This is a genomic window from Clostridioides sp. ZZV14-6150, assembly GCF_020657875.1.
In the GTDB taxonomy this organism is placed as follows: Bacteria; Bacillota; Clostridia; order Peptostreptococcales; family Peptostreptococcaceae; genus Clostridioides.
Genome location: NZ_JAGWDA010000004.1, coordinates 178,038 through 191,888, shown reverse-complemented (window position 1 = coordinate 191,888; position 13,851 = coordinate 178,038). Strand labels below are relative to the sequence as shown.

Below are 13,851 nucleotides of genomic sequence, written 5' to 3'. Positions count from 1 at the left end.
GGTGGTACCGCGATTGTCCTCGCCCCTATAAATTTATTTATAGGGACGAGGTTTTTTATTTAAACGAAAAAATATAATTTATTAGGAGGAACATAATATGGAAAAGATGGGACTAAACGAGATAAGAAGTAAGTTTTTAGAATTTTTTGAGTCAAAAGGTCACTATGTAGCAGACAGCTATTCTTTAGTACCAAACAATGACAAGAGTTTATTGCTTATAAACTCAGGTATGGCACCTTTAAAAAACTATTTTTCAGGTGTAGAAGTACCTCCAAGTTTAAGAATGTGTACATCTCAAAAATGTATAAGAACAGGAGATATAGAAAATGTAGGTATAACTGCAAGACATGCTACTTTCTTTGAAATGATGGGTAACTTCTCATTTGGAGATTACTTTAAAAGAGAATCAATTAAATGGGGATGGGAATTTATCACAGAATGGCTAAGTATACCAGAAGATAAAATATGGGTAACTGTATATGAAGAAGATGATGACTCTTATGATATATGGGCAAAAGAAATGAATTTCCCAGAAGATAGAATGGTTAGACTTGGTAAAGATGATAACTTCTGGGAGATAGGTACAGGTCCTTGTGGTCCTTGTTCAGAAATATATTTTGATAGAGGAGAAGAATATGGATGTGATAATCCAGACTGTAAACCAGGCTGTGATTGTGACCGTTACCTAGAATTCTGGAACCATGTATTTACTCAGTTTGATAGAGATGAAGAAGGAAACTACAGTCTATTAGAAAGTAAAAATATAGATACAGGTATGGGTCTTGAAAGAATGGGATGTATCATGCAAGGTGTGGATACTATCTTTGAAGTAGATACGATTAAGTCTATATTAGAAGCAGTTGAAAAGTTAACAGGAGTAAAATATGGAGAAAATCCAAAAAATGATATATCAATAAGAATAATAACTGACCATATAAGAGCTGTAACATTTTTAGTTAGTGATGGAGTACTTCCATCAAATGAAGGAAGAGGCTATGTTCTTAGAAGACTTCTTAGACGTGCTGCTCGTCATGGTAAACTATTAGGTGTAAAAGAATTATTCTTACAAAAACTAATAGATGAAGTTATAAAGGTAAATGATAAAGCATATCCAGTTTTAGTTGAAAAAGAAAGTTATATTAAAAAGGTTGTTGGAATAGAAGAAGAAAAATTCAATGAAACTATAGACCAAGGAACAGAAATATTGAACTCATATATAGAAGTATTAAAGAATGAAGGAAAAGCTGTTTTAAGTGGTCAAGAAGCCTTTAAACTGTATGATACTTATGGATTCCCTATAGACTTAACTAAAGAAATTTTAGAAGAAGAACATTTATCTGTAGATGAAGAGTCTTTCAATGAAGAAATGGAAAAACAAAAAGAAAGAGCTAGAAATGCTAGAGGAAATATGGATGGAGAAAGTTGGAAGGAAGACCCTCTATCAAAATTAGAATCTACTATAGATAGTATGTTTAATGGATATAGTGAATTATATGGTGAAGGAACTATTGAAGCTATAGTTAAAGATGATGAGTTAGTTCAAAATGCAAAAGAAGGTGATAAAGTATCCATAGTACTAGACAATACCACTTTCTATCCTGAAGGTGGAGGACAAGTTGGTGATTGTGGATTAATAACTAATGAAAATTTAGTAGTGGAAGTATTAAATACTAAAAAAGGTGCTAATAATAGTATAAAACATATAGGTATAATAAAATCAGGAAAAACAAGCAATGGAGATAGAGTAAAGACATTAGTAGATAGAGATGTTAGAATGTCTGCTGCAAGAAACCATAGTGCTACACATTTACTTCATAAGGCATTAAAAGAAGTATTAGGAGAGCATGTTAATCAAGCTGGTTCTTTAGTTACTCCAGATAGATTAAGATTTGATATTACTCATTTTGAAGCTATATCAAATGAAGAATTAAAAGTGATAGAAGAAAAAGTAAATAATGTTATTTTATCATCTTTAGACATAAAATGTGATATTATGAATATAAAAGAAGCAAAAGAAAAAGGAGCTACAGCACTATTTGGTGAAAAATATGGTGATGAAGTAAGAGTAGTTTCTATGGGAGATTATTCTACAGAACTTTGTGGAGGAACTCACTTGACAAATACTTCTCAAATAGGAATGTTTAAAATCTTGTCTGAAGGTGGAGTAGCAGCAGGAGTAAGAAGAATAGAAGCAATAACAGGAAAAGCTGTTTATGAATACTTAAAAGAAAAAGAAGGAATTATATCTGAAGTTTGTGTAAATTTAAAATCTAAAGAAGATAATTTAATTCAAAGAATAAGTTCTTTATTAGAAGAAAATAAAAATTTATCTAAAGAATTACATGATATAAAGACTAAAATGAGTTTACAATCGGCTGATTCTATTTTTGATTCTAAGCTTGAAGTAAATGGAGTTAACTTAATAACTAATAAATTTGAAGGTATGGATATGGATACACTAAGAGAAACAGCAGATAATTTAAGAGATAAGCTTGGATCTGGTGTAGTAGTATTGGCAAATATAGTAGATGATAAAGTTAACTTTGTAGTTACTGCTACTAAAGATGTATTAGATAAAGGAATACATTCAGGTAATATAGTTAGAGAAGTTGCAAAAATAGCTGGAGGAAAAGGTGGAGGAAGACCTAATATGGCACAGGCAGGAGCTAGTGACATATCTAAGGTTGACCAAGCTCTAAGCTATGCAAGTGAGGTTATTAAGACACAAGTTAAATAACATTCACTTAAGGAGGGTTTTAGTTTGGAAAAAGATTTAGACTATACTATGAAATTTGAAGGAATACCAGAAGATAGAATGAGTGTGGGAGACACAATAGATTTTGTATATAAAGCACTAGTTGAAAAAGGATATAACCCTATAAATCAAATTATAGGGTATCTCCTTTCTGGTGATTCTAGTTATATAACTAGTCATAAAAATGCAAGAGCTATAATTAAAAAATTTGAAAGAGATGAGATACTTGAAGAAGTAATCACGCACTATCTGAATAGAAAGTAGGTCAAATAAATGAGAAAAAAGATTATGTCATTGTTGGCAGTAGTTATTATGATTTTTGTATCAATTGCTAGCTACAGTTCTGCTGAAGAAAAGGGCAAAGTCATATTTATTGATATGAATAGGACCAATCTTGGAAGTATGTTGAAGGTTCCAATCTTAAAGAGTGAGCTAGAAAAAAGAGGCCATATAGCTCTTATGAATATAAGAGGGGATCAAGGTACTGATGATAGAAGGTCTTATGCTAGTATGGGTGCAGGAACAAGAGCTGATGTAACTACTGAAGACTATATCAATTTTCAAAAAGTAGACCAAGATACTGCTAAAACTTTTGAAGTTGCAACAGGTCAAAAAGCTAAAGAGATAAATAATTTAAGTATTAATAGGTCAATAAATGAAAATCTAGAGTATGGAGAATATGGAGCAAGCTTAGGTTCATTAGGAAAAACTTTATCAGAAAATGGGCTAAAAACCTCAGTAATTGGAAATGCTGATATAATTGAAAATAATCAATTGGTTAAAAATAGAAATTTATGTTTAGTTGCTATGGATCAATATGGAAGAATTGATTCTGGTAATATTGATGATATTAACAAAAAAGATTCTAAGATGCCGTTTGGAATAGCTACGGACTACAATAAGTTATTAGATGAAACTAAAAAGTCTTATAAAAATAGTGATGCTATATTTGTAGAGCTTGGAGATACATATAGATTAGATGTGTATAGATTGAATCTAAATGATAATACTTATGCTGCAATGAAGAAAAATATTGTAAAAAATATAGATAAATACCTTAAAGAAGTATTTTCTATGGCTGGAGAAAATGATACTGTTTATATATCAAGTGCTTTTCCAAGTGATTTAGATTATAAAAATAAGAGAAGACTTTCTCCAATAATAAAATTTAATGGAGAAGGAAAAGGTCTATTGGAGTCTGCTACGACAAGAAAAGCTGGTATTGTTGCAAACTTAGATGTTGGAGTGGACATATTAAATGAATTTGGTCTTAAAAATGATGAAATGGTAGGTAGAAGTTATTCTTTGGTTGACAGAGAAGATAATGCTAATTACCTACAATCACTTTATAAAAAGATAGTATCTATATCATCTATAAGGTCAAGTATTATAAATGGATTTGTAGGTGTAATATCTGCTTCTTGGGTAATTGCAATGTTTGCAATATTCTTTAGAAATTATATGCCACATAAAGAGCGTGTATTCAAAGTACTTAAGGAGTTTATAAAATTGGGTATAATAATGCCTCTGTCATTTATGTTGGCTCCTTTAATGAATTTTAAGACCCCAATCACAATATCTTTGGGAATATTTGTAACTACACTAGTGTTATACTTATTAGGTCGAAAGTTATTTAAAGACAATGATATAAAACATATGGGATTTTTTGCAACACTGACTATTTTAGTAATAGTTATAGATTCTGTATTTGGAACGTACTTAATGCAAAATAATATAATGAGTTATGATGCTGTTATTGGTGCCAGATACTATGGTGTAGGAAATGAGTATGAAGGTGTAACCATAGCAAGTGCAGTATTTGGTTTAGCAGTTTTATTACATTACAAGAAGGTTTCTAAGCCACTTGTTGTAATATTTTCATTAATAATACTTATAACTAGTGCATATCCTTCTATGGGGGCAAATGTTGGTGGAGCGATATCAGAATGTGTAGCATATTTGTTGTTTATAATGCTTATATATGATGTTAAACTAGACATTAAAAAAATTGCATTATTAGCTATTTCAGCTGTAGTTGTTGTTTGTGCATTTGCAGCTCTAGATATAATCTCTGGTAGTGAATCTCATTTAGGGATGTTTGTACAACGAATTTTCTTAAATGGACCAGGGGAGATATTACAGACATTTGGAAGAAAAATTCAAATGAATATGCAATTAGCACAGACAAGTGTATGGGTAAATATTTTACTTGTGGGAATTGGTGTGATTGCAGTACTTATATTTAAACCATCTAGACATTTTAGAAAGATAATGAATAATTTCCCAATTTTGTTCAAAGGATTCATTGCATCTATGGTTGGTTGTATAATTACTCTTTTAGTTAATGATTCTGGTATAGTTGCTGCATCTACAGCATCTATATATATACTTATACCACTTATAATAATAAGCATAAACATGATAATATTTGAAAAAAATAACTAAAAATTTTTTAATGCATATATGCTTTGAATAAAAAATTGCAATATGATTATTAATGTAAACCAAACAGCTTACATCAAAAATTCATATTGCAATTTTTATAATTAATGAAATGTATATGGTTTATAAAATAAGGTAAATAAAAGGAGAAAATATGTTAGATGGAAGAATAATGGGTCTTGATGTTGGAGATAAAACTATTGGAGTTGCTGTAAGTGATTTAATGGGATTAACTGCACAAGGTATAAAAACGGTAAGAAGAGTTGGCAAGAAGAAGGATATTGAAGAATTAAAAGCTATAATAAAAGAAAAACAAGTAAATAAAATTGTGTCAGGATTACCAAAAAATATGAATGGTACTTTAGGACCACAAGGAGAAAAGGTAATTAAGTTTTGTGAATTATTGAAAGAAGAAACAGGAATTGATGTAGATTTTTGGGATGAGAGACTTTCTACAGTAGCAGCAGAGAGGTCTTTGTTAGAAGCAGATGTTAGCAGACAAAAAAGAAAAAAGGTTATAGATATGTTAGCAGCAGTAATAATTTTACAAGGATATTTAGATTTTAAAAGAAATTCATAAAAGAACTATAAAATTGAATACTTATGATATATAATATAAATAATAAAAATAAAAATAAATTTGAGGTGAATGACATTATGGAAGAAAATATAATAAATTTAATTGATGAAAATGGTGTAGAAAGCCAATTTGAAATAATATTAACATTAGAAGCAGAAGGAAAAGAATATGCAATATTAATGCCTTTAGATGATGAAGAGGCTGAAGAAGCTTTAATATTTAGAATTGATGAAGATGAAGAAGGAGAAATACTAATACCTTTAGAAAGTGATGAAGAGTATGAAACTGTTGTAGCTGTATATACTGCTATAATGGAAGAAGAAGGTTTAAATTACGATGAAGATGAATCAAATGGACTTAACTAAGTAAATAATTAAGTTTGTATATAAAAAATCAGGTATTTTACTGTATTTACTTTAATTAAGAATTATTAATTGTAAAAAGTATTTATAGTATATATCTGTTTTTTTATTTTTTATTAAAAAATTTATAGATTTTGGTGAATAATATATCTTTTATGGGTATATATTTATATTATGAGAAGAAATTAAATTTTTTCAAATGTCTTGACAAAAAAAGAATTATCAATTACAATATTACTTAATAAAGATTATCAATTGAAAATAGTAAGGGTGATGTTATGGCAAACACAATGGATTTATTAAAAGACAAGTTAAAAGAAACTGGTTTTAAGATTACGCCACAAAGAAGAGCAATAGTTGAGATATTGCTTCAACATGACCATTCACATTTAAGTAGTGAAGAAATCTATGATTTAGTTAGGGTTGACTGTCCTGAAATAGGTCTAGCTACTGTATACAGAACAATGCAGTTATTAGACGAAATAGGATTAATATCAAAACTAAACTTAGATGATGGGTGTATAAGATATGAGATTAGTCTACATAAAGAAGACTGTCATAATCATCATCATCTTATTTGTAAAAATTGTGGAAAGATAATGGAAGCTAAAGAAGACCTTTTAGACAATATAGAAAAAGAAATACAATCATTGTACAAATTTAAAATACTTGATCATGATGTTAAATTTTATGGATTATGTGATGAGTGTAATAAAATAAGTGATTCAGAAGAATAGTTCTTCTGTAATTTAATGTCGATGGAAGAATAGTATAGAACTTTTATATTCTATGCTATTCTTCCATTTTTTATTATAAATTTGGATATATAGTATAAAGATAAATAACTTTAAAGCTTTTTATAATTTTAATATTGAAAATATAATTAATCCTATAAGTATGAAAATAAATGATTTTTCTATAAAATTACTAAATGGTCCTCCGACTGTTAAAAATCCTAAGGAAATCTTTTTTTCACTTAGTGGATAAAAAAGTGGTATTCCTTGTTTTGTAAATAAATCCCCTAAAAACATATGGCTTGCATAGCCAAGTGTTCCATAAAAAGATAAATTATTAATACTAGTGATTAATTCTATTTGTTTTAGTAAAAAATATATTATGATGGTTGCAAATATACTATGAGAAAAGCTTCTGTGCTTTAGCCAGGGGAAAATTGACAACATTAGACAAAAAATTATAAAATATATTTCAACTTCTACGATGTATAAGCATATAGCTAATAGTATAAATATTAATGATAGAAAGATTTTTCTCAGAAATGTATGGGTTAGTTTTGCCTCAATAATTATAATTGCAACAAATGTAATTATTGCACTTAAATAAAAATTATCATTTATATTTATTGAAATAAAGAAAATAATAATATTAATAGCGTATATAAAAATTCTATATATGTATTTGGATATATTGTTTTTTAGAATGAAATTTGAGACCATAGAATTAGATTTATCCAAATCGGGCAGTACTGCAAAAGTAGCTGAAACTAAAATATCTACTAGAGATATAGGAATTTTAAAAATTAAAGATGTCTGGATAGCTGTTAAAATTCCTATTGCACAATGAGTTTTACCACGCATAAATCCTCCTAAAATATCAGATATTAAATCATATAATATTTAGAGGATATCAAAATAAAATAGGTTTGTCAAAATAATACGTTAAATGTATTTTAAATATAGCTTAAAATATGATACGAATTATGGTACAATAAGAATAACTGGTAGCGAGTGCGTGATTTGATATTATTTAAGATTGTAGAACGTGTTAAAAAATTAAATAGACAGAAGGAGATGATGCAATTGTTCAAAAAGAACACCAACAAGATAAAGGTAATGGCTTTAGGTGGACTTAACGAAGTTGGAAAAAATATGACTGTTGTTGAGTATAAAGATGAAATAATTGTTATAGATGCTGGACTTAGTTTTCCAGAAGATGAAATGTTAGGGGTAGATATAGTTATACCAGACATAACTTATTTAGTCAAAAACAGGGATAAAATAAAGGGTATATTTATTACACATGGACATGAAGACCATATAGGAGCTCTTCCATATATACTAAAAAAGATAAATGTTCCTGTATATGGAGCGAGACTTAGTATAGGTCTTATACAAGTAAAATTGAAAGAACATAAGATGAATAATGTTAAGTTAAATGTCATAACTCCAAGACAAGTTATAAAGCTTGATAATATGGAAGTAGAGTTTTTGAAAAATAACCATAGTATACCAGATGCTTACTCTATTGCAGTACACACAGACCAAGGGATAATATACCATACAGGAGACTTTAAGATTGATTTAACTCCAATTGATGGTGATGTTATGGATATGCATAGAATCTGTGAGTTAAGCAAAAAAGGAGTTCTTTTAATGTTAGCAGATAGTACTAATGCAGAAAAACCAGGATTTACTATGTCTGAAAAAACTGTTGGAGTAGGTCTTGATGAGTTATTTGCAAAGGGAAATGGTAGAAGAATTATAGTTGCTACGTTTGCATCTAACATACACAGATTACAACAAATAATAAATACCGCTGAAAAGTTTAATAGGAAGGTTGCTATATCAGGTCGTTCAATGGTAAATGTAGTTGGAGTTGCCAAGGAATTAGGATATTTAGATATTTCTGATGATATGCTAATAGATTTAAATGATATATACAAGTATGAAGATGGCGAGTTAGTGATAATAACGACTGGTTCACAAGGTGAACCTATGTCAGCTCTTGCTAGAATGGCTTTTTCAGAGCACAAAAAAGTAGAAATAAAGAGTGGCGATTTAGTGATAATATCCGCTCATCCAATACCAGGAAATGAAAAATTAATATCAAGAGTAATAAACTTCTTATTTGAAAAAGGAGCAGAAGTAGTATATAGTGATATAGCGGATATACACGTTTCTGGACATGCCTGTCAAGAAGAATTAAAGCTTATACATGCATTAGTTAGACCAAAGTTTTTTATGCCAGCTCATGGTGAATATAGAATGTTAAAAAGACATGCTGAAATAGCTGAACAACTTGGTATGGACAAGGAAAATATTTTTGTCATGCAAACAGGAGATGTTTTAGAGTTAGATAAGAACTCTGCTAAAGTAGCAAATCGTATACAAACAGGAAACATACTAGTTGATGGATTAGGTGTAGGAGATGTAGGTAATATAGTCTTAAGAGATAGAAAGCATTTATCAGAAGATGGTCTTATGATAGTTGTAGTAACTATTTCTAAAGATGAAGGTAAAGTTTTAGCAGGTCCAGATATAATATCTAGAGGCTTTGTGTATGTAAGAGAGTCTGAAGATTTAATGGATGGAGCAAAGGATATAATCAAAAACGTTCTAAACGAGTGTGAAGAGAAAAATATTAAAGAATGGGCTTATTTAAAGAATAACATTAAAGAAAACCTAAAAGAATATTTATATCAAAAAACTAAGCGAAATCCAATGATACTTCCTATAATAATGGAAGTATAGGATATAAAGTTTATAAAATTGAAAAGTAGACCTCTTGTAATTTTTAAAATGATATCAAAAAATTAAATTGATATCATCTTAAGAATTACAAGGGGTCTTTTTAATATTGAAAAATTTACATATTACATAAAATACCAATTATAACAATCTTTTATTAGTAAAAACTACTTATATATAAATTTTATTAATAGGAGGATATTTATGGATAATATTTCAAAACAAAATGCTAGAAAAGCTTTAAAACAAACTAAGATGGAAATAGCAGGAGAATATGGAATGAATTATGAAGATGCCTTTGAAATAATAGAAAATGCATCTAATAAAGGTGTTTTAGAAGGTTATTTTAAAAAGCTTGAAAAGAAAAAAAATTTAGGTCAAGGTATATCTAGGCATTTAGAATAAAAAAAGTTAATTGTGAGAAAATAAGTTTAAATAAACTTTAAGAGGTGACATCTATGAAAAAATTAGCTAGTACTGCTTTGGCTATATTACTTGCATTTACTCCTTTGAGTTTTTCTTTTGCAAATAGTAAGGACAATGCTGATGCCAACCAACTAAATATATCTTCAAAATCGGCAATTTTGATGGATGTTGGTAGTGGACAAATTTTATATGAAAAGGATGCTCATAAAAAGCTTCCTCCTGCCAGTGTAACAAAGGTAATGACAATGTTACTTATTGTAGAAGCTTTGGATTCAGGTGATATTAAACTTGATGATGAAGTACAAGTGAGTGAAACTGCATCTAGTATGGGTGGTAGTCAAATATTTTTAGAGCCAGGAGAAACTCAAAAAGTTGATACTTTATTAAAAGGTATAGCTGTTGCTTCTGCAAATGATGCCTGTGTAGCTATGGCTGAACACTTGGCTGGAAGTGTTGAAGGATTTGTTGATAGGATGAATTCTAAAGCAAAAGAGTTAAATATGAATGATACTCATTTTGCAAATACAAATGGACTTCCAGTAGCAAATCACTATACATCTGCTCATGATATAGCTTTAATGTCTAGAGAATTATTAAAACATGAAATGATAAGCAAATACTTAACTACATGGATGGATAAGGTTGTAGTAGGTAAAAAACAAGTTACAGTAGGTCTTGCAAATACTAATAAGCTTATAAAGCATTATCAAGGAGCTACTGGTGTTAAAACTGGATTTACTCAAGAAGCTAAATATTGTCTATCAGCATCAGCAAAAAGAGGTAATACTCATTTAGTTGCGGCAACTTTAGGTGCAGAAACTTCTCCCGAAAGATTTAATGATGCATCTAGTCTTTTAAATTATGGATTTGCAAATTATGAAAGCGTTAAGCTATGTAGTAAGGGAGATAATATTGCTACACTTACATTAGATAAAGCTGATGAAAATAAAGTCAAATTAGTTGCTAAAGAAGACTTAAATGCTCTTATTAAAAAAGGAAGTTCTAAAAAGTTTGAAAAGAAAATAGAAATAGTAAAAAATCCTAAAATGCCAATTAAAAAAGGTACTGTTTTAGGAAAGATAAAGATATGTAAAGATAAAAAAGTAATAGGTGAAGTAGAATTAATAAATAATAAAGATATAAATAAGGCAAGTTACCTACAAATGCTTCAAAGAATAATTGATAATATGATATAATCACTTGTGATAAGATAAAACTATAATTCACATAAAAAATGCCCGTATAGAAGTACTATATGGGTATTTTTATTTAGTCTATTAAAAGTTGTTATAATCATATGCTTACAATGATTATCTAAGTAAAGGCATGCTACCTGTAAGTTTATTTACTTGCTTTTTATTTCCATATATTCCTATACCAAAATACTGTAGTTCGTCTTCTTGGACAGTGGCAATTTTTTGTGTGAATTCCTCATAAATATTACAACCTTGTGCAACATCTGAAAAATCTACAACAGTTAATCCTTCAAATTCAGGAGTATATAATTTTTTACGTAAATTCTTTATAATTTCTTTGTTTCCTTTTAAGATAGGTACAGGTATAGCAACAATTCCTAAATGATTATTACCTGTTTTGTCAACTACATCTGGACCTACTATTTCTGGAGTATACTTACCTAGTGTAACTCCCATTACCGCTGCTGTATTTGATATAATTCCCATTGGTAAATTTTCATCTATTACCATAACACATTTCACATTTTTATTTTCCATTTTTTAATTCTCCTTTTCATCTTCTTTAGAGTTATTTTTATCATTGTTTATAAATATATTTTGATATTGTTTAGGTGTAAGACCAATAAAGTTTTTAAAGAAATTTGTAAAGTGACTTTGGTCTACAAATCCTGTTTGTATAGCAGCATCTATGGGTTCTATTCCATTTTCTAAAAGTTTCTTAGCTTTATTTACTCGTATATTTTCAAGGTATCTGTAAGGTGTAATGCCTTTTAATTTTGTAAAATTACGAAGTAATGAGTACTTATTCATTTTTGCTAGATAACTTAACTCATCAAGTGCTATACGTTCAGCATAATTATTTTCTAAATAATCACAGACTATTTGAATTTCTGTACTTATTTTTTCTGAGTTAGACTGCAAAACTGGTTCTGTATATTCCTTTATTACTTGTTCAATTAGGAAAAAGAATATTTCTTCTTTTTTAAAATCTAATTGTTCTTCCATAATTATATGATGTAGTTCTTGTAGTAAAGGTACTAATTCACTACGAAATATTACCTGCTGATTAAACTTAGGTAAATAATTTTTCCCTGTAATTTCTAAGACAGCTTTTTGCATTATTTCTGGTTTAATATTAATACATCTATAATCAAGAACTTCATTATCTATTTGTTCACAAGTATGACTATCAAAAGGATTAAAAAGTAATAAATCTCCTGTGCTTGTAGTATACTTTTTGTTTTTGCATGATAAATATCTTTGACCTTTCTCTATAAAACCAATTACATAGTGTTCATGAAAATGGTTTGGAAAATTTTGCATGATACCTTTGAATCTATATGCTTCAACTTCTAATTCACTATCAAAACATACTGTGCGTTTTTCTTGTTTCACCTGAACAACCTCCTTTCATATTGTATAAAGTGTAACATATATTTTTTTGTACTTCTTGTATGATATTGACTAAAAACTAATAACAACTAAAAAAATGACAACTTAATTTTTTTAGTTGTCAAATTAAATAATATTTATATGTAATTTATTTTGCTAACCGATTAAAGCTTCTGCCTTTTTCTTTACAAATAGCTAGTTATTAAGTATTTATTCAGTTGCAATAACTTCGTCTAACATGTTCCCATAAGAAGCAAATTCTTTTATAAATTTTAATACAAGGGCTGTATCTGATTCAATTGTGTATATAAATTTCAGTTCATTATTTTCTACAGTACTATTCATTTTGTTACTCTCTTTATTTGTAATACACGGATAAGATAACAACAATGTCAGTTTATGTCAATATAATATTATACTACCAATAAGTGTAATTATTATATTTTTACAGCTAATATGATATAATAATAAAAGTTATAAAATAAAAAATGAATTTTAATTTTATGCCTGTATACACAATTATTATAATATAAAATAATTTTGATTATAAGTTATTTAATTGTTATAATAGTATTAAAAATTCAATTTAGGAGATGTACATTAATGTTAAGTATGAATATAGGAGAAATCGTAGCAAGTTTGGTTGGTATAGCCATGGCAATATCAATACATGAGTTTGGTCATGCATACTCGGCACATTTATTAGGTGATGATACAGCTAAGGCTTATGGAAGAATGACATTAAATCCTGTAAGACATGTCGACCCAATTGGTCTTTTGGCTATGTTTATTCTTAGAATAGGATGGGCAAAACCAGTCCCAGTAAATCCTAATAACTTTAAAAATTACAAGATAGGCAATTTGATAGTTTCACTTGCAGGTGTTTTCTGTAATGTTCTGACTGCTATAGTCTGTGTCATTATAAATAAATATGTGCACATGTATGCGATAAATACAATAGCTGAATATGTATTCTTATATAGTATGGGATTTGCTGCTTTTAATTTACTTCCTATACCTCCACTTGATGGATGGGGAGTTATATCTACACTTGTTCCATATAAATGGAATGAATATGTGTATAAATTTGAAAATATGAGTTATATAATTTTGTTGATTGCTTTATTTACAGGTATATATCAAATAATATTAACACCAATATATACCGTATTACTAAGAATAGTATATTTATTTGTTTAATAAAATAAACAAC

General features: G+C 28.6%; 14 protein-coding genes and 1 other annotated feature (1 of these 15 cut by a window edge). Of the genes, 10 read left to right on the top strand and 4 right to left on the bottom strand.

Translation table 11 applies throughout. From position 1 onward, the window contains the following. Window positions 1–30, top strand: a binding site (T-box leader) (it extends 214 nt beyond the left edge of the window). A gap of 67 nt (window positions 31–97) precedes the next feature. The 6 genes from alaS to KGF41_RS06985 all read left to right on the top strand — a co-directional run bounded on the left by alaS (window position 98) and on the right by KGF41_RS06985 (window position 6,876). Beyond that, complete coding sequence (gene alaS, locus KGF41_RS07010) at window positions 98–2,737, top strand: alanine--tRNA ligase (RefSeq protein ID WP_227856524.1); 2,640 nt, start codon at window positions 98–100, stop codon at window positions 2,735–2,737. Window positions 2,738–2,761: 24 nt separating this feature from the next. Continuing rightward, window positions 2,762–3,019: an IreB family regulatory phosphoprotein gene (locus KGF41_RS07005; RefSeq protein WP_003419418.1), complete on the top strand. Its 258-nt coding sequence runs from the start codon at window positions 2,762–2,764 to the stop codon at window positions 3,017–3,019. A 9-nt stretch (window positions 3,020–3,028) separates the two neighbouring features. Next, entirely contained in the window at window positions 3,029–5,200 is a 2,172-nt protein-coding gene (locus KGF41_RS07000; RefSeq protein WP_227856523.1) for a hypothetical protein, read from the top strand. 151 nt (window positions 5,201–5,351) lie between these two features. Then, window positions 5,352–5,777, top strand: a complete 426-nt coding sequence (gene ruvX / locus KGF41_RS06995; protein ID WP_227827180.1) for a Holliday junction resolvase RuvX — start codon at window positions 5,352–5,354, stop codon at window positions 5,775–5,777. A gap of 77 nt (window positions 5,778–5,854) precedes the next feature. Then, the gene (locus tag KGF41_RS06990; protein WP_009889069.1) at window positions 5,855–6,142 is read left to right on the top strand and encodes a DUF1292 domain-containing protein; all 288 of its coding nucleotides are present in this window, start codon (window positions 5,855–5,857) and stop codon (window positions 6,140–6,142) included. A 275-nt stretch (window positions 6,143–6,417) separates the two neighbouring features. After that, window positions 6,418–6,876, top strand: coding sequence for a Fur family transcriptional regulator (locus tag KGF41_RS06985; protein ID WP_227434196.1), 459 nt, complete (start codon window positions 6,418–6,420; stop codon window positions 6,874–6,876). A 120-nt stretch (window positions 6,877–6,996) separates the two neighbouring features. Here the strand turns inward: KGF41_RS06985 and KGF41_RS06980 are convergent, their stop codons facing one another. Further along, window positions 6,997–7,734 carry a metal-dependent hydrolase gene (locus tag KGF41_RS06980; protein WP_227827181.1) on the bottom strand — a complete coding sequence of 246 codons (738 nt, stop codon included), beginning with the start codon at window positions 7,732–7,734 and terminating at the stop codon, window positions 6,997–6,999. A 216-nt stretch (window positions 7,735–7,950) separates the two neighbouring features. On the opposite strand from KGF41_RS06980, the gene KGF41_RS06975 reads away from it, so the two are divergent. From KGF41_RS06975 to KGF41_RS06965, 3 genes are all read left to right on the top strand, one after another. Then, window positions 7,951–9,627, top strand: coding sequence for a ribonuclease J (locus tag KGF41_RS06975; protein WP_227827473.1), 1,677 nt, complete (start codon window positions 7,951–7,953; stop codon window positions 9,625–9,627). 201 nt (window positions 9,628–9,828) lie between these two features. Further along, window positions 9,829–10,029, top strand: coding sequence for a CD1290 family small acid-soluble spore protein (locus KGF41_RS06970; RefSeq protein WP_227434199.1), 201 nt, complete (start codon window positions 9,829–9,831; stop codon window positions 10,027–10,029). Window positions 10,030–10,082: 53 nt separating this feature from the next. Then, window positions 10,083–11,246 carry a D-alanyl-D-alanine carboxypeptidase family protein gene (locus KGF41_RS06965; RefSeq protein ID WP_227434200.1) on the top strand — a complete coding sequence of 388 codons (1,164 nt, stop codon included), beginning with the start codon at window positions 10,083–10,085 and terminating at the stop codon, window positions 11,244–11,246. A gap of 114 nt (window positions 11,247–11,360) precedes the next feature. Here KGF41_RS06965 and KGF41_RS06960 read toward each other — a convergent pair whose 3' ends face one another. The 3 genes from KGF41_RS06960 to KGF41_RS20865 form a co-directional block, all read right to left on the bottom strand. Beyond that, a complete protein-coding gene (locus tag KGF41_RS06960; protein WP_227434201.1) occupies window positions 11,361–11,783 on the bottom strand; it encodes a DUF2000 domain-containing protein in 423 nt (140 codons plus the stop codon). A gap of 3 nt (window positions 11,784–11,786) precedes the next feature. After that, window positions 11,787–12,641, bottom strand: coding sequence for an AraC family transcriptional regulator (locus KGF41_RS06955; protein WP_227850151.1), 855 nt, complete (start codon window positions 12,639–12,641; stop codon window positions 11,787–11,789). 207 nt (window positions 12,642–12,848) lie between these two features. Beyond that, complete coding sequence (locus tag KGF41_RS20865) at window positions 12,849–12,983, bottom strand: hypothetical protein (protein ID WP_255287758.1); 135 nt, start codon at window positions 12,981–12,983, stop codon at window positions 12,849–12,851. A gap of 258 nt (window positions 12,984–13,241) precedes the next feature. On the opposite strand from KGF41_RS20865, the gene KGF41_RS06950 reads away from it, so the two are divergent. After that, window positions 13,242–13,838 carry a site-2 protease family protein gene (locus tag KGF41_RS06950; RefSeq protein WP_227434204.1) on the top strand — a complete coding sequence of 199 codons (597 nt, stop codon included), beginning with the start codon at window positions 13,242–13,244 and terminating at the stop codon, window positions 13,836–13,838. Window positions 13,839–13,851: the final 13 nt, after the last annotated feature.

Excerpts from the sequence above, each read along its gene's own strand:
- KGF41_RS06950 (WP_227434204.1), top strand. The coding sequence starts at position 13,242 with ATGTTAAGTATGAATATAGGAGAAATCGTAGCAAGTTTGGTTGGTATA.
- KGF41_RS07000 (WP_227856523.1), top strand. The coding sequence starts at position 3,029 with ATGAGAAAAAAGATTATGTCATTGTTGGCAGTAGTTATTATGATTTTT.
- KGF41_RS06965 (WP_227434200.1), top strand. The coding sequence starts at position 10,083 with ATGAAAAAATTAGCTAGTACTGCTTTGGCTATATTACTTGCATTTACT.
- KGF41_RS06985 (WP_227434196.1), top strand. The coding sequence starts at position 6,418 with ATGGCAAACACAATGGATTTATTAAAAGACAAGTTAAAAGAAACTGGT.
- KGF41_RS06970 (WP_227434199.1), top strand. The coding sequence starts at position 9,829 with ATGGATAATATTTCAAAACAAAATGCTAGAAAAGCTTTAAAACAAACT.
- KGF41_RS06975 (WP_227827473.1), top strand. The coding sequence starts at position 7,951 with ATGCAATTGTTCAAAAAGAACACCAACAAGATAAAGGTAATGGCTTTA.
- KGF41_RS06980 (WP_227827181.1), bottom strand. The coding sequence starts at position 7,734 with ATGCGTGGTAAAACTCATTGTGCAATAGGAATTTTAACAGCTATCCAG.
- KGF41_RS06960 (WP_227434201.1), bottom strand. The coding sequence starts at position 11,783 with ATGGAAAATAAAAATGTGAAATGTGTTATGGTAATAGATGAAAATTTA.
- KGF41_RS06990 (WP_009889069.1), top strand. The coding sequence starts at position 5,855 with ATGGAAGAAAATATAATAAATTTAATTGATGAAAATGGTGTAGAAAGC.
- alaS (WP_227856524.1), top strand. The coding sequence starts at position 98 with ATGGAAAAGATGGGACTAAACGAGATAAGAAGTAAGTTTTTAGAATTT.
- ruvX (WP_227827180.1), top strand. The coding sequence starts at position 5,352 with ATGTTAGATGGAAGAATAATGGGTCTTGATGTTGGAGATAAAACTATT.
- KGF41_RS20865 (WP_255287758.1), bottom strand. The coding sequence starts at position 12,983 with ATGAATAGTACTGTAGAAAATAATGAACTGAAATTTATATACACAATT.